Source organism: Cryobacterium sp. 10C3, assembly GCF_034314285.1.
Classification (GTDB): Bacteria; Actinomycetota; Actinomycetes; order Actinomycetales; family Microbacteriaceae; genus Cryobacterium; species Cryobacterium glucosi.
The window spans coordinates 2,920,817-2,943,316 of the sequence record NZ_JAVIWF010000002.1 but is presented as its reverse complement, the minus strand read 5'-3'; the positions used below and the strand labels follow the sequence as shown (position 1 = coordinate 2,943,316).

The 22,500-nt window shown below is 63.1% G+C and carries 19 protein-coding genes; 5 read left to right on the top strand and 14 right to left on the bottom strand.

The window, feature by feature from the left end; genetic code table 11:
- Positions 1-1,489: 1,489 nt before the first annotated feature.
- Together RGU41_RS14895 and RGU41_RS14890 are read left to right on the top strand one after the other, a co-directional pair.
- The gene (locus RGU41_RS14895) at positions 1,490-1,762 is read left to right on the top strand and encodes a helix-turn-helix domain-containing protein (RefSeq protein WP_134558626.1); all 273 of its coding nucleotides are present in this window, start codon (positions 1,490-1,492) and stop codon (positions 1,760-1,762) included.
- Positions 1,719-2,993 (top strand): type II toxin-antitoxin system HipA family toxin, encoded by a 1,275-nt coding sequence (locus RGU41_RS14890; protein WP_322136737.1) that lies wholly within the window; start codon positions 1,719-1,721, stop codon positions 2,991-2,993. Before RGU41_RS14895 ends, RGU41_RS14890 begins: the two co-directional genes overlap by 44 nt.
- A 171-nt stretch (positions 2,994-3,164) precedes the next feature.
- On the opposite strand, the gene RGU41_RS14885 is transcribed toward RGU41_RS14890, so the two are convergent.
- The 4 genes from RGU41_RS14885 to RGU41_RS14870 form a co-directional block, all read right to left on the bottom strand.
- A complete protein-coding gene (locus RGU41_RS14885) occupies positions 3,165-3,488 on the bottom strand; it encodes a helix-turn-helix domain-containing protein (RefSeq protein ID WP_166790624.1) in 324 nt (107 codons plus the stop codon).
- Positions 3,489-3,743: 255 nt separating this feature from the next.
- Positions 3,744-4,985, bottom strand: coding sequence for an IS256 family transposase (locus RGU41_RS14880; protein WP_322136736.1), 1,242 nt, complete (start codon positions 4,983-4,985; stop codon positions 3,744-3,746).
- Between the two features lie 587 nt (positions 4,986-5,572).
- Positions 5,573-5,953: a hypothetical protein gene (locus RGU41_RS14875; protein WP_322136735.1), complete on the bottom strand. Its 381-nt coding sequence runs from the start codon at positions 5,951-5,953 to the stop codon at positions 5,573-5,575.
- 14 nt (positions 5,954-5,967) lie between these two features.
- Positions 5,968-6,483 carry a hypothetical protein gene (locus tag RGU41_RS14870; protein WP_322136734.1) on the bottom strand — a complete coding sequence of 172 codons (516 nt, stop codon included), beginning with the start codon at positions 6,481-6,483 and terminating at the stop codon, positions 5,968-5,970.
- Positions 6,484-6,642: 159 nt separating this feature from the next.
- On the opposite strand from RGU41_RS14870, the gene RGU41_RS14865 reads away from it, so the two are divergent.
- On the top strand, positions 6,643-7,311 hold the full coding sequence (locus RGU41_RS14865) for a hypothetical protein (RefSeq protein WP_134558631.1): 669 nt from the start codon (positions 6,643-6,645) through the stop codon (positions 7,309-7,311).
- A gap of 518 nt (positions 7,312-7,829) precedes the next feature.
- Here the strand turns inward: RGU41_RS14865 and RGU41_RS14860 are convergent.
- The 5 genes from RGU41_RS14860 to RGU41_RS14840 all read right to left on the bottom strand — a co-directional run bounded on the left by RGU41_RS14860 (position 7,830) and on the right by RGU41_RS14840 (position 12,165).
- Positions 7,830-8,159 (bottom strand): hypothetical protein, encoded by a 330-nt coding sequence (locus RGU41_RS14860; RefSeq protein ID WP_322136733.1) that lies wholly within the window; start codon positions 8,157-8,159, stop codon positions 7,830-7,832.
- A gap of 56 nt (positions 8,160-8,215) precedes the next feature.
- Entirely contained in the window at positions 8,216-9,148 is a 933-nt protein-coding gene (locus RGU41_RS14855; protein WP_322136732.1) for a hypothetical protein, read from the bottom strand.
- A gap of 640 nt (positions 9,149-9,788) precedes the next feature.
- A complete protein-coding gene (locus RGU41_RS14850; protein ID WP_322136731.1) occupies positions 9,789-9,914 on the bottom strand; it encodes a hypothetical protein in 126 nt (41 codons plus the stop codon).
- 1,193 nt (positions 9,915-11,107) lie between these two features.
- Positions 11,108-11,545, bottom strand: a complete 438-nt coding sequence (locus RGU41_RS14845; RefSeq protein WP_322136730.1) for a hypothetical protein — start codon at positions 11,543-11,545, stop codon at positions 11,108-11,110.
- 224 nt (positions 11,546-11,769) lie between these two features.
- Positions 11,770-12,165 (bottom strand): hypothetical protein, encoded by a 396-nt coding sequence (locus RGU41_RS14840; protein WP_322136729.1) that lies wholly within the window; start codon positions 12,163-12,165, stop codon positions 11,770-11,772.
- Positions 12,166-13,947: 1,782 nt separating this feature from the next.
- Here RGU41_RS14840 and RGU41_RS14835 point away from each other — a divergent pair.
- Positions 13,948-14,508, top strand: coding sequence for a recombinase family protein (locus RGU41_RS14835; RefSeq protein WP_322136728.1), 561 nt, complete (start codon positions 13,948-13,950; stop codon positions 14,506-14,508).
- Between the two features lie 196 nt (positions 14,509-14,704).
- Here the strand turns inward: RGU41_RS14835 and RGU41_RS14830 are convergent, their stop codons facing one another.
- The 4 genes from RGU41_RS14830 to RGU41_RS14815 are packed head-to-tail and all read right to left on the bottom strand — an operon-like array spanning position 14,705 to position 19,267.
- Positions 14,705-15,634: an N-acetylglucosamine kinase gene (locus RGU41_RS14830; RefSeq protein ID WP_322136727.1), complete on the bottom strand. Its 930-nt coding sequence runs from the start codon at positions 15,632-15,634 to the stop codon at positions 14,705-14,707.
- On the bottom strand, positions 15,631-16,632 hold the full coding sequence (locus RGU41_RS14825) for a glycoside hydrolase family 113 (RefSeq protein ID WP_416173157.1): 1,002 nt from the start codon (positions 16,630-16,632) through the stop codon (positions 15,631-15,633). Before RGU41_RS14825 ends, RGU41_RS14830 begins: the two co-directional genes overlap by 4 nt.
- 17 nt (positions 16,633-16,649) lie before the next feature.
- On the bottom strand, positions 16,650-17,684 hold the full coding sequence (locus RGU41_RS14820) for a hypothetical protein (protein ID WP_322136726.1): 1,035 nt from the start codon (positions 17,682-17,684) through the stop codon (positions 16,650-16,652).
- On the bottom strand, positions 17,573-19,267 hold the full coding sequence (locus RGU41_RS14815; protein ID WP_322136725.1) for a glycoside hydrolase family 2 protein: 1,695 nt from the start codon (positions 19,265-19,267) through the stop codon (positions 17,573-17,575). The genes RGU41_RS14820 and RGU41_RS14815 overlap by 112 nt, the downstream gene beginning before the upstream one ends.
- A gap of 221 nt (positions 19,268-19,488) precedes the next feature.
- Between RGU41_RS14815 and RGU41_RS14810 the strand changes: the two genes are divergently transcribed.
- Positions 19,489-20,496 carry a LacI family DNA-binding transcriptional regulator gene (locus tag RGU41_RS14810; protein ID WP_322136724.1) on the top strand — a complete coding sequence of 336 codons (1,008 nt, stop codon included), beginning with the start codon at positions 19,489-19,491 and terminating at the stop codon, positions 20,494-20,496.
- A gap of 42 nt (positions 20,497-20,538) precedes the next feature.
- On the opposite strand, the gene RGU41_RS14805 is transcribed toward RGU41_RS14810, so the two are convergent.
- On the bottom strand, positions 20,539-22,431 hold the full coding sequence (locus tag RGU41_RS14805) for an ABC transporter ATP-binding protein (RefSeq protein ID WP_322136723.1): 1,893 nt from the start codon (positions 22,429-22,431) through the stop codon (positions 20,539-20,541).
- Positions 22,432-22,500 lie beyond the last annotated feature (69 nt).

Below are 22,500 nucleotides of genomic sequence, written 5' to 3'. Positions count from 1 at the left end.
GAGCTTGCGAGCGCGTCTCACGTGGATTGGACTGTGGCTATTTGCTGATGACAATGGACGCAATATCTTCGACGCGCGAGTTGTGAAGGGCGACCTCTGGCGTTTTGAGGACAACGTGACGCGCAAAATGATCGAGGAGGACCTCGACGAACTTGTGGACGCCGGTCGTATTCGCACCTACGACTCCGGAAGAAAGACGTACTTCGAGGTCGTGAACTGGCTTGTTCACCAGAAGATCGATCGTCCTTCGAAGGTGGCACATCCGATCCCACCCTGGGGTCCAAACGCCGCAGAAAGTGCGGCATCAGCGAAGAGTGGGACGCGGGAGAGCCTCAACCGAGCTATGGGCCCAGTGAGTCATACGGGGCGAGTTCGCCCACCATCCTGCAGCCGCCATCCCAATGGAACAGACCTTCCGTGCAAGGATTGCGGAAATCTCAGGTTGGCGCTCATGGCTACCGCCTCGCAAGTCGCCCCGGTAGCAACACTGCCACTGCCGCCGCGGGCCGGCGACCGGTCCGGCTTCTGTGCATTGCACAACGAGTATCCGACTCCGTGCGACCAATGCATGAGGATCGGAGCCGAAGCGGCAGCTGCTGCCTAGCGCACGCACAGGTCCGCTCGGGTGAGTTGTCCGGTTGCCAGAGGTGCGTTGCTCATCAGTCTCCCCTTGTGCCCCTTCCTTGCGCGTGAAGCCTGCCCACAAGCGCAGACCTCGCGGGTCTGTCGTTCGCATTCGACGAGGACTCGGTGAGGGTCCACTGAGGGCTCGCGGATGTCCACACGAGCCCTCGATGCGAGAAGGAGAAGGACCAGTGGAAGGGGAAAATGGAAGGGGAGGGCGCACCCCTGGTCTTCGAGAGATCCGCTCCTGGGTCTGCGAATAGCTTGCCGGCCGTTCTGGTTGTTGGTCTTTGCTCTTCCTCGCCCCAAGGTCGAGACAGTGCGTGTGGATGCTTTGGATTCCGTGGAACAGCGTTCGACGAGAACTCGACGAGGCGTACACGAGCCCTCGATGCTGGAAGGGGAAATGGAAATGGAAATGGAAAAGGATGGGGAGGGGCGGGCGAGTGTCTGGCTCTCGGGAGTCACGCCTGTCGACCCATGGCAACTTCGCCGGCCGCTTGGTCGTTGGGCGCTACTCGATGCGGGACGCGTGACGTGGGCTTTGGGGATACCGAGGGACAGCATGTCGACGACGGCTTGACGAGCGCCGCGCGGAGTCCCTTCGGTGCGCTCTGCCCCGTGTTGAGAGATCACGTTGCTACGCGTTAGCGGGACATTCCTGGCTGTAGTCCGATGGTTGACTCATCGGCCTGCGTGATGCTTGCGCTCTAGTACGCCGACAGCGCGAGAGGGCGGCGCGGTCTAGGCGCCTTCGTTAGTCTTCACGCAGTTGCGTTTGACTACGATAAAGCCGTCGTGCCGATTGACGGTGATAAGACCGTCAAGTAATATGAAGGTGATATGACCGTCAAGAGGGGCACCTATGGCATCACGCGGTGAAGTGAGAAGCATTGAGGCGCTCGGCCGGATGCTGCAGCAAGGCCGCCTGGTCAGCGGGCTGACGCAGCGTGATCTTGCCGAAAGGCTCCAGACCGATCAGAAATACATCTGGGCTTTGGAATCTGGTAAGAGCACGATCGTTTTGGAGCGTATCTTCGCGGCAATGCGGGAGACCGGGGTCCGAATGTATATGGAGATCGACGACTCGCCAGATGCGCCACTTGGCAACGACATTGCGCGCGACTCTGATGGCTGACTTGCGGGTGGAAATATATGGCGAGCTAGTCGGTTGTCTAGTCGGCGCCGATCGTCGTGCCTTCGATTTCAACGCGGACAAGAACGCCATCGATGTCTTTGGGCTTGGTAGCACGATCCTCTCCGAGTCTGTTCCTTTCGACCTCGTTGTCAACCGCAGCAGAGCCGCACGCCGCCGCAACTTTTTCGCAGAGCTACTTCCCGAGGGAACTGCGCTGGATAATCTCGCCGCCGAGATCAGGGCCTCTACCGACGACATCATCTCGCTATTGGCTCAATTTGGCCGAGATGTCGCCGGGGCTGTTCAGATTTACGACCCTGAGGCGGCGGGCGAGCCTCGTACGCCAGATGTGGCCTTGGTCGACGGGGTCGAAGTCGGAAAGATGCTCACCAACGCGCAGGCTGCCCCGCTGGGAAACCGACCGAAGTCCGGTCGGACGTCGCTGGCCGGTGTGCAGGACAAGATCGTTCTGGCGCTCAAAGGTGATCAGTGGTTCCAAGTGCTTGAGGGCTACCCGTCCACCCACATCGTCAAGCCGCCGTCCGCTCGTTACCCGAGCATCACGTTTGATGAGGAATACGGCTTCCGCGCGGCCAAAGCTGCTGGCCTGACCACATTCGACGCATGGATAGAAGATTTCGGTGGGGTTCTCGGCCTCGTTATCGAACGCTACGACAGGTCACCGGATGCACCACAGGGACGAATACATCAGGAAGACATGAACCAGGCCCTGGGGGCATCGAAGAATGAGAAGTACCAGGAGTTCGGCGGGAAAGTGACGCTCAAGCGAGTGGCGCACGTCCTTGGGCGCAATGGTGACCGGCGCTCCGTAGACCAGCTCCTCGGGTTGCTGACCGTCTCGCAGGCCCTGGGAAACCTTGACATGCACGGCAAGAACATCAGCATGCTCCACATGCGGGACGGCAGCACGGAAATTACACCGGCCTACGATGTCGTGCCCCAAACTCACCTCGATAGCGACGGCAAGATGGCGTTGGCCGTCAACCGGAAGTACTTGCACGCGGCGATCACCATTGACGACCTCATCGCGGAGGGTCTCTCGTGGAACATTCGTTCACCGCGCGCGGTCATCATCTCAGCGCTTGAAGCCGTGGAGAGTTTCGCCCATTCGGAGAGTCCGGTCGACAACGCCTATGTCGGGCTGCAGGATGATGTCCGCAGGTTCACCCGAAACCTGCTCGAGGGACGCCCGACCGGGGAGACTCGGTAGATCGTCCTGTTCGCAGCCAAGCGACGATCGTCCGAGAAGAGTCACCGTTCACGGCGGGCAGAGGGGACTCTGTCGACGATGGCGGAGTAGTCGTTCCGGAGGATTGAGGCGTACATCGGCATTGTGACTCTATCCACTGATGGCGGGCGCCGGGCGCACTCGAAGTCGGTGTCAGAAATCATCGTCGTATTCCGTGGGCAGTCTCATTCTCGTGGGGAGCAGGGCCAGGCGAGTGTTGATTAGCTCTCGTGGGCCCTCCTCGGTGGCGCCAACAAGGGGGATGCCGAGCAGGGCCGCAACCTCGAATACCGTGCCGATCGATGTGGCGGTGGAACCTTTCTCAATGGCGATAAGAGTCCCCGCGGAGATGCCTGCACGCTCCGCTATGTCGCGTTGCCGCCAGTGAATTAGTCGGCGCTCGGCGGTGATTTGCTGCCCAAGGATCGTGATGGCTTCAACGGTCCAGGGTGAGTAAGTGCGGGCTTTTCTTGCCATGGCCATCTCCATAAAGTGCAATGTATTGGTGCTAAGAGTACTTTGGCAGCAATACATTGTGGTTTGAGGCTGAGTTCGCTGCAAGCCGGGTCTCAGCGAACCGAATGGATGTGCGCCTGGTGGGCATGAAGAATATGCGGAGCTGCAGGGTTCGGGCGGGAGTTAAGCGTCAAGGTTGATTTCTCTCTCCTGACGCCGATGACGGTCAAGTCCAAATGTGTGGTGTAACGGGTTTTCCGCGTGATTCTTGGATTTCTAGGCGCTGAGGGCGCCGAGTTCGGTTGTGGGTTCCTCCTTGTCGGTCGGGATGAGGGTGAGGCGTGAGCGGCTGAGGACGTCGAGGCCGAGGTAGCGGCGGCCTTCGATCCATTCGTCGTGTTGTTCGGCCAGGACCGCGCCGACGAGTCGGATCAGGGAGCCGCGATCGGGGAAGATACCCACGACGTCGGTGCGGCGGCGGATCTCGCGGTTGAGGCGTTCCTGTGGGTTGTTGGACCAGAGCTGACGCCAGATTTCCTTCGGGAAACCGGTGAAAGCGAGCACGTCCGCCCGGGCTCCCTCAAGGTGGGTGGCGACCGCGGGGAGCTTCTCCTCGAGGGCGTTCAGGACTCGGTCGAACTGGGCGTGGACGGCGTCCGCGTCGGGCTGGTCGTAGACGGAGTGGAGCAGGGTCTTCACCCACGGCCAGCTGGACTTCGGGGTCGCGGACATGAGATTCGCGGCGTAGTGGGTGCGACAGCGCTGCCAGGTCGCACCGGGCAAGGTGGCCCCGATGGCGGCCACGAGGCCGGCATGCGCGTCGCTGGTGACGAGTTTCACACCGGTGAGGCCGCGGGCGGTCAGGTCGCGGAAGAAGCCGAGCCAGCCGGCGCCGTCTTCGGCGCTGGTGACCTGCAAGCCCAGGATCTCGCGGTGCCCGTCCTTGTTCACGCCCGTCGCGAGGAGCGCGTGGACGTTGGCGACACGGCCGCCCTCGCGGACCTTCAGCACCAGGGCATCGGCGGCGACGAACGTGTAGGGGCCGGCGTCGAGGGGGCGGGTGCGGAACTGCTCGACCTGCTCGTCGAGGTCGTTGGCCATGATCGACACCTGCGACTTGGAGAGGCGGGTGATGCCGAGGGACTCGACGAGTTTCTCCATCCGTCTGGTCGACACCCCGAGGAGGTAGCAGGTCGCCACGACGCTGGTCAGGGCGGCTTCGGCCCGGCGGCGGCGCTCGAGGAGCCAGTCCGGGAAGTAGGTGCCGGTGCGCAGCTTCGGGATCGCGACGTCGAGGGTGCCGGTGCGGGTATCGAAATCACGGTGCCGGTAGCCGTTGCGGGAGTTGGTCCGGTCGGCGGAGATCTGGCCGTATTCGGCGCCGCAGACGGCTTCGGCCTCGGCGCTCATCAGCGCGTTGATGAACGTGGTCAGCATCTGCCGCATCAGGTCCGGCGAGGCTTGCTCGAGTTGTTCGGACAGGAAACGGGCAGGGTCAATAAAATGGGGTGCGGTCATCGCGTGTACTCCTTCGGAAAAGACTTGATCGGTCTTTCCAAGAATCACGCGGTGGCCGCCTCACGTCGGTGCAACACGCCCATCAGGGCCGGGGTTACACCACGCTATTGGACGCAACCCCGATGACGTGGAGCCCGGCTATTTAGGATGGCGCCGCTCTGATGGCCTTTCTTCATAGTCCGACAAGTCACGCATCGAGAGCTGGGCAAATGCATACTCCGGACCCTGCGTGAGATCGGAAAGGGCTGACTGACGTCGACTCCGACCGACACTTCGACCTGGGGTTTGCCGACTGCACGCTAGGCACCGAGAACGGGAGAGGACTTGTCATATCGTCGCAGGAGGCACGGGACAATGATTCCGCGGTGCGTAGCGTCACCGAGGCCCTCGGGCGGGCCGGATTTCCGGTCATCGACGTAACGAGAGACGAACCCGAAACAACCACGTAGTTTCCGCGGCATCGAGGAAGACGGGTAGCAAGGCCGCAGCGCGAGCGAGCACCGGCGGCTATGGTCCAGTTGTTGCGCCGGCTAGTCCTGCCGAGAGATGGCCGAACGTCTGTCTGTATCCCTGCGGCTCTGTGTTTTTCAGTGACGCAAGATTTCTGCTCGGCGTGTGGCGCGTTGGACTACAGTCTCGGCGTCGCCCGACCGCAACCTTTCAAAATTGCTAATGCCGTCTTGGGGGTCTCTGTAGACGATCCAAAGGGCGATGCTCCAATCGTCAAGGGTGTCGCCCAGGGCTTTCAGTACTCTGTCCAAGCTGGGGAGGAATTCGCCATCCGGGCCGAATTGAAAGCTTGGGAAGAGCAAGTCACCCTCGAGGGTCCTGACTGTTAGGAGTTTCCCGTCTCGGGCCAAGCCAAGGACGGAGTCTTCCGTGAGGTCGAGCCATTCCTGCAGCCCTGCACGGTCGTAGAGCGGCCCGACTGCGTCAACGAGGAGCCGCGTCGCTTCTTCTCCGTCCATGGTCGGAACTCTACTCAGCGGTCATGTTGGAAGCCACTGATCGTTGACGCTTCTGGTCCCGATTTCAGCGCGTTTAGCCAGGCTCGCATCGCGTGGATGTCATCCGGGCGGAGGCCGACCATGGGGTGCGGGGGAATCATCAGGCTGGGTGTGCCGGCCGTGGCACCGAGCACTTTCCAGCCGTGCAGTTCAACCTCGCTGTCGTCCGTCCAGATGAACGGCCCCGCCTTGGCGGCTTGATCTTCGAGGAGACGTTGAGCCTTCCACCAGCCCCGGGCTTCGCCTGAACTGCGAGGCCCCGGAGGCAGAGGCAGGATCCGACCATTCGCCAGACCGCCCAGTTTGGGGACCAGCAGTCGCCTGACGGCATCGACTTCCACCCAAGTGGTCAGCCAGACCAGTTCCAGAGCGAACTCGGCCCGCAGCCCGTCGAGGGCCTCGATCAGAGCAGGTGCCCAGACCACCTCATAAGTCGCGGCCCTGTCGTCGTAGTCGACGAAGACTGAAGCAGTCGTGGCCGCAGACGCCAAGCTGCGTCTGGGCGCCGCGCAATGGGCAGACACACCCGTCCACATCCAGGTACAGTCGCGGCGCAATCGGTTCAGGCATCTCGGGGTCCTCTCTTGCGGGTTCTTCGACGCTACATCGCAACCTTGCCTCAGCTCACACGTGATGGAAGCATACGAACCATGACTGACAATCACGTACCCGACGATGCCGCTGACGGACCCGTCTCAGAGGCTGAGGCGCTTCGGGTCTCCGGCGATACTGTCAGGCGTCTAGCGGAAGCCGTGGCTCGATTGGCGGTCGATCCCGACTACTTCTTGCAGGCCCTCACGGACATGCTCCTGGCGATGGAGCCAATATCACGGGAGGAGCCGACTGAGAACGAAGTGCGTTTTCTGATCGAATCGGGCGCATTCACCGCTGAGGCGTGGGCCGCACCGTCGGCATCCGTGGACAGAGGAGATTGGCAACTCCGCAGAACTGAGGGATGGCTGCTGGACCTTTTCTCAACCATGTCGCTGGAGAGCGTGACAGGATTTCTGGGATGGGATGAGGGAAGAGTCCGGGCGGCCGTTATAGACGGGCACCTGTATGCGTTCGAGATATCCGGTCGGCTCCGCTTTCCCACCTGGCAATTTAACGTCGGATCCCCCGTGAAGCTTCTTCCGGGGCTCACCGAAATCATCGAAGTCATTGCCCCGCGATGGAGCTGGCAGAGCGCCGCGGGATTTATGGCCACGCCGCAATCAGAACTCGTCGCCGAGGGACGTCAAACCCCGGTTGAATGGCTCCGTGACGGAGGCAGCGTCAACGACGTGAGAGACATCGTCGAAGCTTCCGAATGGTTGTGAGAAGGTTGCGTCCTAGCTGAAGCGAAGATGTCGAGTAGTCGTCTTTGCGGGTTTGGAGGGTGGGGGATTTTACTGGCGCCACTGATCGAGCGTGGGCGGAAAGTGGGGTGTTTTGGTGGCGCCTGGGCGGTGTTTTGGCAGTGCCGAGCCGGCGAAGGTCTCAGGTGAGGCTTTTAAGTGTCACTAGATACCCACGGTGCGTCACCGATTACCCACGGTCGAGTAGTCGTCTTTGCGGGGTTGGAGGGTGGGGGATTTCGCTGGCGCCACTGATCGAGCGTGGGCGGAAAGTGGGGTGTTTTGGTGGCGCCGGGCGGCGTTTTGGCAGTGTCGAGCTGGCGAAGGTCTTAGGTGAGGCTTTAAGTGTCACTAGATACCCACGGTGCGTCACCGATTACCCGCGGTGCGTCACCGATTACCCACGGTGCGTCACCGATTACCCACGGTCGACTGGTCGTCTTTGCGGGGCTGGAGGGGTGGGGTATTTCATTGGCGCCTGGGCGACGCTGCTCCGGGGGTCAGCGTTCTTCGGGTTGTGTAGCGCGGCATTCAATGGTTTCTTCGGCAGAGAGTCGCTCCGTTGAGTGAGCCCAGGCGAGTCCGTTGTTGAAAGGGTTTTCCTTCTCGAAGAACTGGAATCGTGACACGGCTCCCGAGCCGAAGAAGGCTTGCCACTCTCCATCAAAGGGCCACAGGGTCGGTCCCGTCTGTTGATTGCGGAAGAGGCGTCGGTCAAAGTCGACGTCGACGATTTTGCTCCGGCCAAAGCCAAGACGAACGATCCCTTTCAAGTCAATGTCTGCCAGCAAGATGTCGTCCGTGAAGGGAGGAAGGTCCTCAAAGAACATGCTGCGAGCTTCAGCAAGCTGGGCGTTTTGCCACAGGAACTCGGGCGTGCTGCTCGTTAGATCGCTTTCTGAACGTCGGTGCGGAGGAGTGCGGTTTTGGCTTTGGCAAGGTCGCGGTCGGTTTCGTTGAGGTAGCGCATGTCCGCTTCGCGGAGCCCGAGGTCGAGGTCGCGTACCCCCATCACGCGGACGTTGGATCCGGGGTAGTCAGCTGCGGCGGTGAGGACTCGGTTCGCGGTACGTGGTTTCTCGCAGACGTACCAGACGGCGGAGACCTTCTCGTCGCGTCCGTAGGCTTCGAGCTTGGAGCGGTAGGTGCCGAGGGCCCGGTTCAGGTCGCACTCGATCTCGATTGCGATGTAGCTGCGGCCGTCTTTGGCGAGGATGGCGAGGTCTGGCACCTTGGAGACCTGACCTTCTTTCCCGTCGTACTTGGAGTTGAAGTAGAGGGGTAGGTCGTCACCGTTTGCGAAGTGCCCGGTGGTCAGTTCTCGCTGGGAGAGGAGCGGGAGTGGGACGATGCCGGAGAACTGGATGGCTATGTCGGCGGCCAGGAGTGCATGGTGGGCGTTGAACCAGGAGACCGGTCCGATGGAACGCCACGGGGTGTCCGCGATGCGCGCACCGAACGCGGTGGCTGACCAAACCCTCTGACGGTACTCAATGGGCGTCTGGACGACCAAAGGTCCATCGCTGACGCCGTTCTTGATCGCTGCAACTTTGAGAAGGCGTCGGTAGACTCTACCAGCCTTCGCCTCGAGAAACGCCTGCAAGCCGGCTGCCGTATCCTCATTGCCGCGAGCCACGTCCGGATGCCAGGAGCGCACGGGGTTCTCCATCGCCGCGATCTGGACGCTCGTCATGCAGTACCAGCGGGCGAGCATCCGGACGCGGTCGAGGTCGCCGTCGGTGATGTCGATGCCAGCCTCGCGTCGTTCGCCGGTTCGGGTGGGGCGGCTCATGCGGGTCGGTGCGGGTGATCTACCCATTCTCTTTTGCTCCTTCGGTTCTACTTCACGCTAGGGCGGAAGAGGTGAGCACAGGTGGACCAATGCGAGGCGATATCAGCGCTTTTTGAAACGTAGGCCAGTTACGCCAACGACCTACTATTCAACGAGCGTCGACAGCCGGTAGTGCGTTCATTCACTTGTCCGATAGGCGGTCGGGTTTCGTTAGGGCAAATTCAGGGCAGAGCCTGCAATGGTGCGTCGTAGAGCGGGAAGACTACGTAGCCTTCGTGGCCAGAGTGATGGCTGGGAGGGCTCCATCACTCATTCATTTGAAGCGAATCCGCTCGGCTCGTCTCGTGAGCGTCGCGCAGGTTGGCTGAGGCCTGCTCTGGGAGCGCCCATGCGCTCTGGCCTGTCGGCCAGTACCAGCCTGGCCTTGCGTCGAGGATTGACTCGGTCCTCTCGTTTTCGGCGTGAGCTTCGCTCGGCCGGTTGCTCGACCGGTTGCTCGGTAGGTCGCGCTGATGAGGCAGCATCCGGTTTCCGGGCGGGGTACCTGAAGGCTTAGAAGGTGACGGTTCATTCGCTGGCTCGAGCTTTGTAGCGAGCTACTTCGTAGAGCAGCGGGAGGGTGGTGCGCAGGAGAGGTCGGGGCGCGTTCTCGAGATGGCTGGGGGGTCTAGAAGGTAGGTGTCCTTTTCGAGGAGGGCATGGGTACAACGCTGTCGTAGTTCGTCTCCGAAGTCTTCTTCAGCTGGTGCAGCGCTGCGGGCATCTGCTCGAGGCTGAAGGACAGGGTGGTCACCTTCTTGGGTTCAAGACTGACCCTGGCGGTGTCGACGTCGTGGGTTTCGTGGGAGCCAGATATGTGTCTTCGGTTGCGGTGGTCAAGCTGATCTGGCAGGTGCCGGTGTGTAGAACGTGGCAGCTTCTCGCCCTGATGGGGTGGCTGGCTCGTGGGCGTCGTGGTGTGGGGCGTGAGGGTCCTCCCGGGCTCAGGCCGGTTTTCGGGTCTGCCGGATTTGCGGACTTTGGCGGGGTTGTGGAGGCGGTCACCTGGTTGGGTGCGTCGCGGAGCGCGCATGGTCGTCCGGGGGCGCCTGGTTCTCCGTGCTGGACTGTGGCCTGGTCGGTGAACGTGGCTGCGGGTGCGGCGGGACGCGTGGTGGGAGCGCGGAGCGCGGGGGTCGCGGAGCGGCCCGGAGATGGGAACGTGAGTGCGCGGGCCCGGAGGGTCTGGGATGGGAGACGTGCTCGCTACAGTTCGGGAGGCCCCATCCAAGTCGGAAAGGTCGCGAAGCGAACACGTCGTCAAAAAGCCAGACGTGCATGGCCAAGCGAGGGCAAACGCACAGTCAGAAGACCAGGAACACCAGAGCAGAGAAGCGCACGCGAGTGCCCTCCCGTCAAGACGCAAGACAACGAGTGAACGCTGGGCAAGCAGCGGGAACCCCAAGCGGCGACACACGAGAACGAGTTCGGGAGGCGCCATTCCAGGAAGGTGACCACCGTTGAATGGTCCCGCCAATGGTGAGCCGGCAGAACAGAGTAGGAGTCGTGGGATTATCCGGCGGCGGCCGTGTGGTGGACGGCAGGCGTGAGCAACGTGAGGTGGGATCTCGGGTGCGGCGAGCAATGAGCATGGCTCCGACCGGGACACCAGGGGCCCCCGGCGATCTGGCGAGTTGCTCGGTGCCGGCGGCGGAAGGGACAAGGCCAGCCACCGGACACCTGATGGGCGCAGGATCAGCACGGCAGCAGGATGAGGGCGGGAGGGGCCACTCTCAGGTGGGCGCTCGCGCCGTCACCCGTGCACCGGAATGGTGGAGCCTGAGCGGATGAGCGCTGGAGCTGACACCTTCCCACGGTGGGTGGCAGGGCTCCACGCCCTGAGGTGGCAGGGGGCTGATCGCCCCCTGCACTCTGATTCACCTTCTCCCTGTCCCGTCGCTCAACTTTTCCCCTCGTCCTCCCATCCCTGACTCTCCGGCTTTCCTTCTACGGCCGGTCGACGCGAACGGAAACTGCGGGCAGCTCGATGGGCTCAACGGGGCGCATGCCCATCGCATACGCGGTGGCTGTCTCCTGCCACTCCCGCTGTGCTCGCAGCAACCGCTCGAACGCGCCCAGCTCGCTCGCGGCGTACACCAGGTGCTCGATCTCGGTTGCGTATGTGGCCAGCTCTGCGGGGGTGAACTCTGCCGTCCAGGCGAACAGGTCCGAGAGGGCTGCCTGCACGTCGCCGCGGTTCCTGCCGATCGCGCGGATCAGTCGGCTGGACAGCGCGACGCCGTTCTCCAGGGCGTCGAGGTCGCGGCCGCGCAGGATCACGAGGTCGTCACCGTCCCGGCGGGTGATGCGCACCTGACCCTCGTCAATGCGGGACAGGACTTCCTTGGGCTTACGGAGCAGGTCGGTGAATGTGGCGGTAATCATGCTGGTCAGCTATATCAGATAAACATCAGATATCGGGTTCTCGCTACTCGTGTAGCACCAGCCCGGCGGCGGGTTGCTCGCGGGAGAGGCCGGCGCGAGCGCCGTGCGTAGGGTCAGTGGCCGCGCTTCACTCCCCGGTGGGGCCGACTCGTGTTCGCCGGGGGGACCTGCGCGGAGGCGTTGCACGCGGTCGCTAGAGTGACCCCGTGCCCACCGAGCCCCTCTCAGAACTTTCCCGCCTTGGCGTCTCCAACTCGCTCCTCGGCCTCTGTCGCGGCGCGTACCTCGTGACCCACCGTCTGAACCAGCATCCGCCCATGGACGACAGTCCGGTCCGCCAGTACGACCTGACTCCCGAGCTTGCGGAGCAGGCACGGGCGACGCGGGCCACGATCACGCTCGCGATCGGCACCGGCGTGCAGCAGGCGGAAGGGCGCGATTCTCCTCCGCAACGAGGAGGCGGTCGCCGCGCCACTGGCGAGCACCGCGCGGAGCTCCATCGAAGCGTGGGGACGGGCCTGGTACCTCATGGGCGTGGCTACTGCGGGGGAGTTCGCCCGGCGCCGGATGTCGTTGCGCTTTTCGGGGATCGCGTGGGCCCGAAGGAGTCGGTTCCACATTCGTTCACGTCAACGTGGACGGCAGTCGCCAATCCGTCCCAGCGCAGGAGACACACGCCAGTGAGATAACGAAGCTCGTTGGACCTCAAGGAGATCCCGCAGGCCCCTCGGTATACCGGGCTCGCCGTCGACCTGATGACGGCCGCTCGCTTGGAGAGTCCGCGCGAGCTGAACTCGGCACTGTCGGCCGTGGCGCACGGCGAAGGCTCCTCGCTCGGAGGGATGAGCATCCAGACGCGTGCCCCACAGGGGACACGGAAACCCACGGTCACGCATTGCGAATGTCCTCAGCGAACGTGCTCCAATACGTCTTCGGGGTGACCGAGTGCCGGCACGCCGTCATTTGGCGGTATCTCTCACTGTTGGGAAATCCGTTTGAGACTTCACAGAGGTGGGTCGAGGTTTTCACCCAGGCGAGCGCGAACCTTCAGCGGATCGACAACGCGATCGTGAGCCCGGGCGGCGGCACAAGGTGGGGATCGACGGTGTCCGCGCTCTTTGATAGGTGGACAGGTAACGCCAACGGCCTAGTTCTCAGCCGTCGTTGAAACAGGCGGGGGTTTGGGGGCTGGGTGTGCGGCGGTCAGGCTCGGGGGTGTGGCTGGTCGCGTGTTGATGGGGTATGAGGGGGACCGGCACATTAGAACCCGGCGATGTCCGCGTGGGTTCGCCGGGGGCTTCATGGAGCGGCCGCGAGGTGAGCTGCGGATCGGTGAGGGGCTTAGCGCCGAGCCGGAGTGCGAAGCGCTGACACAGGCCGTTGGTAGCTATCTCGGCCTTACGATTCCAGTGAGATAGGAATCGTTCGATCATGGCCGAACAGCTTGGGTTCAGGGGCAATTCAGATTTGGTCATCTCACTGAAATCGTAAGGCCGAGCTATCTCCGTAGGTTCGGGTTGCGCGGGCGGGTAGCGACCTCTGTGTGAATGCGAAAGTTCATATTGGTAGTTTCTAACGGGGCACGAGGCCAAGATCGATGCTAGCTAGCTAGCTAGCTAGCTAGCTAGCTAGCTAGCTACCTGCCTGCCTGCGTATCTACCTTTTTCGGGAGAGGAGCGGTGTTGCCGAAGATACTCGGCAAGTTCGGTTGGAAGTGGGAGGTGGGAGGACAGGCATTCGCCCGCTACCCTGCTATTGGTGACGACACGAGCGGTGGGCATCTCCGGTTGCAGGGCACCTGAGATCGACTTGATCCATCCCGCAGGAAGGTCGAGCCGTGCGAAGCCTGACTCGACCCTTGCGGTGTAGCCACTTAGAGGGAAGATTCTCCTCGCAAGGAATGTGCGTCCCCCTGGGCTCTGAGGGACACGGTAACCCCACGATCACTCCGTGAGGCTCTTCCGCCGAATGGCGATTCGGCGCGTCTCCGAGGCGACGCTCTGCCTGGGCGGCGGGGTGGGGCAACTGGTCGAGCCGGGCGGGATGAGATCACCGTTCACGAGGGATTCGACGATTCGGTCGCCAAATGCGACCTTCGGCAAGCTGGGCCGTGCCCACTTTTTGCCCACAGTTGTCGGAAATCGGCCTGATTCTGCTGGTGCCGGAGTGATCGAAAACGTTGAATTTACGCGGTTTTTAGCATGGATGGGAGCCCTAGCGGGCATAACAATAGGGTTCAAATCCCACCTGTACAGACTGCTGTGTGTCTTTTTGGGGTACACCCCAACTAGACATCAGGTGCAGGTACGCAGTTTCGTCCGAATAGGGTCCAATTCCTGTTAGTTGACAGCCCTCACTGTCGGGTCTTAGAGTTCAACCTGACAGAAAGGGCCGGAGGCTTCATGACGGGTCAACGAGTTGGATACGTGCGAGTCAGTACCCTCGATCAGAACACCGTCCGCCAACTGGATGGCGTTGACGTCGACCGGGTGTTCGAGGACAAGGCGTCGGGGAAAGATCTAAACCGGCCTGAGTTGGAGGAGCTGATCAAGTTCGTCCGGGATGGCGATACTGTTCTCGTTCACTCGATGGACCGCCTTGCCCGCAATTTGGAGGATCTCCGCTCGATCGTGCGCCAGCTCACGGCGAAGAAGGTCCGGGTCGAGTTCGTGAAAGAGCAGCTCTCCTTTACCGGGGAGGACAATGCGATGGCAAACTTGCTCCTCAATGTGATGGGGGCCTTTGCTGAGTTCGAGCGGTCTCTGATCCGTGAACGTCAGCGAGAGGGTATTGCCCTGGCGAAGAAGCGCGGCGTGTACCGTGGCCGCACCCCGTCACTTGACGCGCTCCGGGCCGCCGAGCTGCGCGAGAAGGCTGCTGCTGGCGTGCCGAAGGCCGCTCTCGCTCGAGACTTTGGGATCAGCCGCGAAACCGTGTACGCCTACCTCCGAGCCGAGGTCTGAAGAGCTGGCTGGTTGCTGCCGGAACACAGCTCCGCCGATTCCTCATCGGTCACGCCGGGCTAACGCCTTCTTCGAGGTGGGCTTTCTTTAGCCAGTTCGCCAGGCAGGGTTTGGAGATCCCGAAGCCTTTCGCGATCTCGTTATGGGGCTGCGTGCTTCCGGCGACTCAGATTTCTTTCTTGATAACTCGCGCGTATCAGTCGCGTGCGATCGCGACAAGGCCGCGCAACGCACTCTCCGCGCCGAGGTGGGGCAGCAGGGCGGCGCCGTCGAGGCCGTTCGCGGTCGGGAAGCGCAGGTCGACTGCGGGCCAGAACGCGCGCAGGTCCCGTTCGAAGCGACTCGCGATCTCGGGCGCGCGCAGCACCCCGCCGAGTCCGCCGACGACCGGTGCGGCACCATCGGCCTGTCCGACGCGCTGGAGTCCCGTGCGCACCGAGTGCACTAGCTCGGCGGCGGTGGCGTCGCAGATTTCCGCCGCGACGGCATCCGTTGGGGCAAGTCCGGTGACCGCGCGCGACCAGGACGCGATACGGCTGACCCGTAGTGGGTCGCCCTGCAGCTCTAGGTAAAGGGTCTCCAGGTTTGGGAATTCCGCGCGGACGGCCGCGGTGAGTGCCGTCGCCGGGCCTCGTCCGTCATAGTTGCGCATGACGGCGTCGAGGGCGGCGCGGCCGATCCAGTAGCCGCTGCCCGCGTCCGCGATCAGGTAGCCCCAGCCGTCGATTCTGGCCACGTTGTGGGCGCCGACCGCGAGGGTAACGACGCCGGTGCCGACTGCGATCACAGCGCCGAGGGTGTTGCCGAGGGACCCGAGGTAGGAGGTAACCGAGTCATGGGCGAGGAATACCTCCCGCACCCCGATTTCGCGGCCGAGCCGACGCAGTTCCGCGGCGTCGGCGTCTGATTGGGTGAAGCCGGAAATGCCAGCGCTCACGATGCCGATGGTGACGTCGGCGGCACCGGCTACCTGGGCTAAGACGTCAGCCAGTTGCGGGATCAGGTCCCGGTCGGTGCGGATGCCGTCGAAGTCAAACGTCTCCTGGCGGGTCTCACCGCTCTGCAGCACGGCACGGATGCCGGTCTGTCCGGCATCGATGGCGAGGTGACGGGATGCGTAATTCATGTGGTGCGGTGTCCTTGGAGAGTTTTGTATCGGTGGGTGAGGAACGTCCCGGCGGGTTTGCCGTACACACAGTAGTCATCGTTATCCGGCGCGGATGCGACCGGGTACAGGACGGCCGGCCAATCCCAGAACATGAAACCGATCATCCAGTCGCGGCTGGCCGTAGCGTTGAAGATGTGCTCGTAGTAGCGCAGCTGCTCGGCGCCGGAGGGCGTGCCCGGCAGCGCCCAGTCGTTGGGCTTGTCCGGTGATCCGGTGCGGCTTGGGCATCCCGCCTCGAGAAAGATGAATGGCTTGTCGAACTTTTCCACGACGCGCTCGATCCGGTCGAGCTCGGCCGGGAACGCTCCGATCGGGTAGTATCCACTCGACCCGATCACGTCCACGGCATCCCACCACGTGACGCGGTCTTCCTGGTATTTGTCGCAGTTGTAGGTCACGAGCCCCGAATATACCGAGCGCACCCGGGCGATGAGGTCACGCCAGTGCCGTACCTGCCCGTCGGCGCGCACCATCTCGCAGCCGATGCAGAAGAGGTCACAGCCTTCCTCCTCGGCGATCACAGCAGCGTGCAGGATGAACGCCGTGTAGGACTCGAACCACTCGGTCCAGGTGGGTTCACCGGGAACGTCCCAGTCGAAGAAGCCGATGAACGCCCGCCAGGTGCCGTCGGCGCAGTTGACGACGGGCTTGAGGCACACCTTGAGGTTGAGTGCCTTCGCCTCCCGGATCGCCTCGCGAATTTCCGGCTCGGTCACGGTTGGTTCTTCGTCGTACGAGATGTGCGTCGATTGGGCATTCTGCTGTATGGCCGCATAGGCGATCGCCGTCCAGTTGATGCCATGCTCGCTCATGAGCCGCATCGACGAGCGCGCTTCAGGGGTCGCCCAGGTGCCGCGCACGCCGGTCCAGCCCCAGGTCATTCCGCAGATGGGTCCGGTGAGAGCGGATGCCGGAGAGCGCCCGGCAGCTGCGGGCGCGGCCCCGGGAACGCCCATTCCGCCCTCGTTACCAGTCACGGCAGAACCAGCTGGTTCGCGCTGCGGAGCACGGCCGGAGCTGAGAGCCCTGCGATGTCGAGATCGAGAGTCGACGTGACGGCGAACACGACACTCTCGCCTGGAAGGAGGGTTACGAGCATGTCGTCGACCGTTCCGGCCGGGTCGACCTTGTCGACGAGAAGTGCGAGGTCGCGGGTGAGGCTTGCCGCGGTGACGGTGAGCTGGTACCCGCCGGGGACCTGCTCGAGGGCAGTCCCGAGCGCAGGCGCGTCGAGCCGGGTGTCGCGGGCCTCCGCGAAGAACCAGTGGCCGCGCACTCCGCCGAGGTCGGCGCGGATGAGCTCCGCCGCCGCATCCGTCGCCGCGGAAATGGATGCTGGTAGCGGCACGGACACTGTGGACCGCGGGGGCAGGGTGATCTGTTCGGTGTGTTCGGCCAGCAGGATCCCCGCGTACGTGAGTCGACGCACCCTGAGCTCGCCCGACCAGGGCTCGCTCGAGTCGTTGACGAGGACGGTCGAAAGGCCCATGCCCCCGTCGACGCTGCGGTCCGTAAGACCGTCGACGTCCGCGCTGGAGCGCTGCGGCTGCACGGTTACGAGCCGGTCGGTGTAGGCGTGGCGGAGCGCATAGAGCAGCGGTTTGGCCCGCCCGTACCCGTCGACGGCGGCCCAGCTTGTCACCGGCCAGCAGTCATTGAGCTGCCAGACGATGGAGCCCATACAGTGCGGCTGCAGCGACCGGAAGTACTCGATCGCCGTCTGGACCGCAAGCGCCTGGTTGAGCGACATCGCCCAGTGCCAATCGTCGATGTCCTCCGGCAGCGGAAAGTGCGCGAGGAGGCCATCGGTGAGCTTGACGTTGCCGTCCATTGCCTTCTGGTGCACGAGCATGCCGGGGGACTCGGGGGTGAGCGGCGCGTCGCTGATCGACTCGGTCATCGTCGACCAGGTCGGCGGGCCCTGCCAGCCGAACTCGGAGACGAACCGCGGGGTGTACGCGCGGTAGTCGGGGTAGTCGCGCAGGTTCCAGAGGTCCCAGATATGCATGGTGCCGAGATCGGGGTCGTTCGGGGAGTGGGCACCGGAGCGGCCGAGACCGTCGGCGTCACCGGGGGAAAAGGGGCTACCTGGCGTGTAACCCACGTGGGGGCTAGCTCGGCGACGATCGCCGGGAACAGCTCGTAGTAGTACGTCTCGCCCCAGGTTTTACCGTCGAGGCGTTTCTTCCAGTTCCACTCTTCGTGGCCCCAGAGGTTCTCATTATTCCCGTTGAACACGACGAGCGAGGGATGCGCGGCGAGCCTCGCGACGTTGTCGCGCGCCTCCGCCTCCATTTCGCTGAAGAACGGCTCCTCTTCCGCATAGGCAGCGCAGGCGAGCAGGAAGTCCTGCCAGGTCAGCATGCCGCGCTCGTCGCACAGCTCGTAGAAGTCGTCAGCCTCGAAGATTCCGCCGCCCCAGACTCGCAGCAGGTTCAGGTTCGCGAACTCGGCCTGTTCGATCCTGGCGAGGTAACGGGTCCGGTCGACGCGGTGCGGAAAGGCGTCGTCGGGGATCCAGTTCGCGCCGCGCACGAAAATGGGCTGCCCGTTGACGACGATCGTGAACGGGGTGCCCGTGGTATCGGGGGTCGTCTCAAACGCCACCGTGCGGAATCCCACGCGCTTCGTCGCAGCGTCGAGCTCGATCACCTCGTCGTATCCGTCATCATCGCCGTGATGGGTGTTGAGGGTGACGTCGACGTCGTAGAGCGGTTGTTCGCCGTAGCCGCGCGGCCACCACAGAGCCACGTCCGTGACGTGCAGGGTCACGAGGGCAGTGGTGTCGCCGGCCTCGAGGATTGCGGTGCCCGACATGCCGTCGACGGATGCCGTAATGAGGAGCCGGACATCGCTCGCCCGTGCAACCTCGACGTTCACGGCGACTGTGCCGGCTGCGCGGACGGTGCCGGCTACGGTATCCGCTGGATCGACCGTGTCGACGGTCGCGATCGGCCGAATGCTCTCGATCCGGGCAGTCGACCATTCTTCGAGGGAGACTGGGCGCCAGATCCCCGAGGTCGAGGTGTCGATTCCCCAGTCCCAGCCGAAGCTGCACGCCATCTTGCGGATTGCATTGTAGGGGTGGTGGTTAACGTGCGGACGGTATCCGAGCTGGAGGCTCGCTGCGTCGGCGGCCCGGATCGGCGACGCGAAGAACACGTCGATTTCGTTGAGCCCTGCCCTGACGTACGGGCGCAGGTTGAACCGGTAGCTGCGGTGCATGTTGCGGGTGGTTCCGACCCGGTTTCCATTGACAAAGATGGACGCGATCGTGTCGAGGCCGTCGAAGACGATCTCGGACTGGGTCGTGGAGCCCGGCTGCCAAACGAAGGTGGTCGTGTAACGCCAATCGGTGAGGCCGATCCAGCCGAGCAGTTTTTCGTTGCCGTCGAGGTAGGGGTCGGGGATGAGCCCGGCCGCAAGGAGGTCGGTGTGCACCGATCCCGGAACGGTCGCCGGGATCGCACGTAGGCCAATGTTCGGGGGCACCGGCCCGCCCTGGGCAGTCACGGTCCAATCGACGCCGAGGGGGCGGCGAAACGGATGGCGGAGAATCGGAGCGGCGATGGTCTGTGCGGTGGCGGACATTGAGCGGTGACTCCAGACTTGTTGGTGAGGGACAGCAACCAACCTCGAAATGTCAACGCTGTCTCTGGTTTTTCGAGTGTAGCATTGGCGGAAATCCGGGCATGATATCTCTCGTAAAATGTGGCTTAAGAGCCGCTTGCGTTCACGTAGGTTCCGAGGCCTGTGTCTCACCTTGACATAGAGCACTTGCTAGACTACTCGTGGCCGACTGGGGAGATAGTATGACGACGCAAGCGAGAGCGACCCTGGCCGATGTTGCCCGGTTGGCCGATGTGAGTTCGAAGACAGTGTCGCGGGTTTTCTCCGGAGACGGCATCGTGAGTGCGGTCACCCGGGAGCGGGTGTTGAGCGCGGCGAAGCGATTGCGGTTCCGGCCGAATGTCCTCGCGCGCAGTCTCCGCCACGGTGGGGTGTCCAACACGGTAGCCTTCGTGATCGGCGACATCACAAACCCGTTTTATTTCCACGTTGCGGCCGGGATTGAGCGCGAACTGGCCGACAACGGGTTAACTATGGTGCTCTCTTCGACAGATGACTCGGCCGAGAGTGAGGAGGGTGTCGTTGATTCCCTGCTCGCCCAGCGCGTGCGTGCGCTTCTGCTGATTCCGATCGCGGCTGACCAGTCCTACCTCGATGGGGAACGCCAATTGGGCACCCCGATCGTGAGTGTCGACCGACCTGCCAGCAATCTGCTGGCCGACTCCGTCGTGCTCCAGAACCGAGAGGGAATGCGGGAAGCCGTGCGTTCCCTCATTAAGCTCGGTCACCGAAAGATCGGATTCGTGAGCAACCCCTCCGCCATCTACACCTTGCGCGAGCGGCTCGCGGGCTATCGTGAAGCCCTTGCCGAAGCCGGGATCGCCGACAACGCGCGATACGAAAGGTGCAACGACGACCCGGCCGTATCTGCAGAGAGTGCCGTCGCGAGTTTGTTTGATCAGGCCGACCCGCCCACTGCGCTTGTGACGGGGAATAACCGGGCAAGCTCGGGAGCGCTTCGCGTGCTCCGCGGTCGAGAGCCGCGGGTCGCGTTCATTGGTTTTGACGATTTTGACCTTGCCGATGCGCTGGACATCACCGTCGTCGCCTACGACACCAGGGAGATCGGGAGAGCGGCCGCGCGTCTCGCACTCGACCGTCTCGAGGACCCGACCAGCTTCATCCGGCAGATCGAAATTCCGACCCGCCTCATTCACCGCGGTTCAGGCGAGATCAGCCCGCCGACCTGACCCGCCGCCACGCACTCGTCCCAAACGGACGGGGATACGTTCTCAGGTCGTCTGACGCGAGACGATGTGGGCGTACCGGTTGCCGAGGTTCATGAGCTCGTCGTGGGTTCCAAGTTCGACGATGCGACCGTTCTCGAGGTACGCAATCCGATCGGCCGTGCGGATGGTCGACAGTCGGTGGGCAGCGATGATGGTCGTGCGGTCGCGGAAGAGAGTGGCGAGGGCGTCCTTGACCATTGTTTCGGAATCGGCATCCAGGGCGCTCGTCGGCTCGTCCAGAATGAGGATGCGCGGATCGCGGACGAGGGCGCGAGCGATCGCCAACCGTTGGCGCTGGCCGCCGGAGAGTCCGGAGCCGCGGTCGCCGATGATCCGATCGAGGCCGGTGGGCATCGGGACGGTGATGCGCCCGGTCACAAGCCCGAGACCATGGATAATTCCGGTGGGCGGATGCGGGGATTCTTGGTTCGACGACCCGCCCACGGCGTCCGTAACATTCGCTCCCGTTGGGCCGAGGTTCAGGAAATCGAGAGCATTCGCGCCGCGCAGGGCTTTGAGGATGCCGTCGTCGGTGATGCCCGTGAGCCCATAGGCGACATTGTCGCGGATGCTGCCCTCGAACAACACCGACTCCTGCGGCACGACTGAAACGAACGAGCGTGCACTGCGCATGTCGAGGCTGTTCATGTCGACGCCGTCCAGCAGCACCTGTCCGCTTCCGGCCCGCACGAACCCGAGGATGAGATTAAGCAGCGTCGACTTTCCCGAGCCCGAGGGTCCGACGAGCGCGATTGTCTCGCCGGCCCGGATAGACAGGGAGATATCGGTGAGCGCAGGCCGGCCACCGGGATAGCTGAAGCTCACGTGGTCGAGCTTGATCGTGCCCTCAACCTTGTCGACGCGGGTACGGCCCTCGTTGACTTCGACGTCAGGGTCCTGCATGACCTCGGCGATGGAACGCATTGATTCGAGCCCGCGAGTGAGCACCGGAGCCACATTGAGGAGGGCAACGATTCCACCGGTCAGGATGGTGAAGTACGTGCTGAGCAGTACGACCTGTCCCGGCGTGATGGAGATGACCTGGGTTATTGACGCCGCGGCGGCTCCGACCAGGCACGCGACCCCGAGTACCTGGTAAGAGACCCAAGAAAAGGCTCCAAACCGGCCGTTGAGGGTGTCGAGCTGTTGCCCGGCGATGCTCACGCTCTCGGCCTGCCCGGCGACCCGTTCGGCGGCGACGGCCTCGAGCCCGTGGCCCCGGGTGATCGGGATGAGGGCGGCCATTTCGCCGATGCCGGTCGAGAATCGTTCGACCTCGTGGCGGAAGGTCTCGTTGCGGATGGCCGCTCGGGAGCGGATCCAGCGTACGAGTATGGCCGCCACGGGCACGGTCACGGCGAACACCCCGACGAAGGCGGGAACTGAGATCGCTGTGACGATTACGGCGCCGGCCAGGGTGAACACGGTCGACAGTACGGTTGGTAAGGCTTGTTGCATCATTAGTTCAAGATTTTCGACGTCGCGTACGACTTTGCTTTGCACGATCGAGGCGCTGTGGCGGTTGTGAAAGCCAATGGAGAGGCGCTGCATCTGTTCGGTAAGTGCATTGCGCTGGTCGGCGGCCATCGATCGGGTGGCAAGGCTGGAACCACGCACGAAGATCATGTGGAACGGATAGTTGAGCGCCAGTAACGCAATGATGAATGCCGCGAAGACCCACAGGGAATCCAGCGATCCGCGGCGCACGACGAGATCGATGATCGCCGCAGTGAGCGGCGGAAGCACCCACATCGGAGAGTCCTTGATAAGAAACGCAAGCGCGGCGAACCACAGCCGGATGCGGTAGGGCCGCAGTAGCCTCAGGAACGACCGCAGCGGTTCGGACTTCACGACCTCGAGTTCGATCGCAGTCGGGCGGGGATTGGTGGCACTCATGGCGCAGCTTTCAGGGCCGCGCGGGCGGCCTACGGGACAGTCGCCCGGTGATCCGAGCGTCTGTCGATG

What these genes read in the sequence shown, in the direction of transcription:
- RGU41_RS14895 (WP_134558626.1), top strand. Translation starts at nt 1,490, where the DNA reads ATGGCATCACGCGGTGAAGTGAGAAGCATTGAGGCGCTCGGCCGGATG.
- RGU41_RS14890 (WP_322136737.1), top strand. Translation starts at nt 1,719, where the DNA reads ATGCGCCACTTGGCAACGACATTGCGCGCGACTCTGATGGCTGACTTG.
- RGU41_RS14885 (WP_166790624.1), bottom strand. Translation starts at nt 3,488, where the DNA reads ATGGCAAGAAAAGCCCGCACTTACTCACCCTGGACCGTTGAAGCCATC.
- RGU41_RS14880 (WP_322136736.1), bottom strand. Translation starts at nt 4,985, where the DNA reads ATGACCGCACCCCATTTTATTGACCCTGCCCGTTTCCTGTCCGAACAA.
- RGU41_RS14875 (WP_322136735.1), bottom strand. Translation starts at nt 5,953, where the DNA reads ATGGACGGAGAAGAAGCGACGCGGCTCCTCGTTGACGCAGTCGGGCCG.
- RGU41_RS14865 (WP_134558631.1), top strand. Translation starts at nt 6,643, where the DNA reads ATGACTGACAATCACGTACCCGACGATGCCGCTGACGGACCCGTCTCA.
- RGU41_RS14860 (WP_322136733.1), bottom strand. Translation starts at nt 8,159, where the DNA reads ATGTTCTTTGAGGACCTTCCTCCCTTCACGGACGACATCTTGCTGGCA.
- RGU41_RS14855 (WP_322136732.1), bottom strand. Translation starts at nt 9,148, where the DNA reads ATGGGTAGATCACCCGCACCGACCCGCATGAGCCGCCCCACCCGAACC.
- RGU41_RS14845 (WP_322136730.1), bottom strand. Translation starts at nt 11,545, where the DNA reads ATGATTACCGCCACATTCACCGACCTGCTCCGTAAGCCCAAGGAAGTC.
- RGU41_RS14840 (WP_322136729.1), bottom strand. Translation starts at nt 12,165, where the DNA reads ATGTGGAACCGACTCCTTCGGGCCCACGCGATCCCCGAAAAGCGCAAC.
- RGU41_RS14835 (WP_322136728.1), top strand. Translation starts at nt 13,948, where the DNA reads ATGACGGGTCAACGAGTTGGATACGTGCGAGTCAGTACCCTCGATCAG.
- RGU41_RS14830 (WP_322136727.1), bottom strand. Translation starts at nt 15,634, where the DNA reads ATGAATTACGCATCCCGTCACCTCGCCATCGATGCCGGACAGACCGGC.
- RGU41_RS14825 (WP_416173157.1), bottom strand. Translation starts at nt 16,632, where the DNA reads ATGGGCGTTCCCGGGGCCGCGCCCGCAGCTGCCGGGCGCTCTCCGGCA.
- RGU41_RS14820 (WP_322136726.1), bottom strand. Translation starts at nt 17,684, where the DNA reads ATGCATATCTGGGACCTCTGGAACCTGCGCGACTACCCCGACTACCGC.
- RGU41_RS14815 (WP_322136725.1), bottom strand. Translation starts at nt 19,267, where the DNA reads ATGTCCGCCACCGCACAGACCATCGCCGCTCCGATTCTCCGCCATCCG.
- RGU41_RS14810 (WP_322136724.1), top strand. Translation starts at nt 19,489, where the DNA reads ATGACGACGCAAGCGAGAGCGACCCTGGCCGATGTTGCCCGGTTGGCC.
- RGU41_RS14805 (WP_322136723.1), bottom strand. Translation starts at nt 22,431, where the DNA reads ATGAGTGCCACCAATCCCCGCCCGACTGCGATCGAACTCGAGGTCGTG.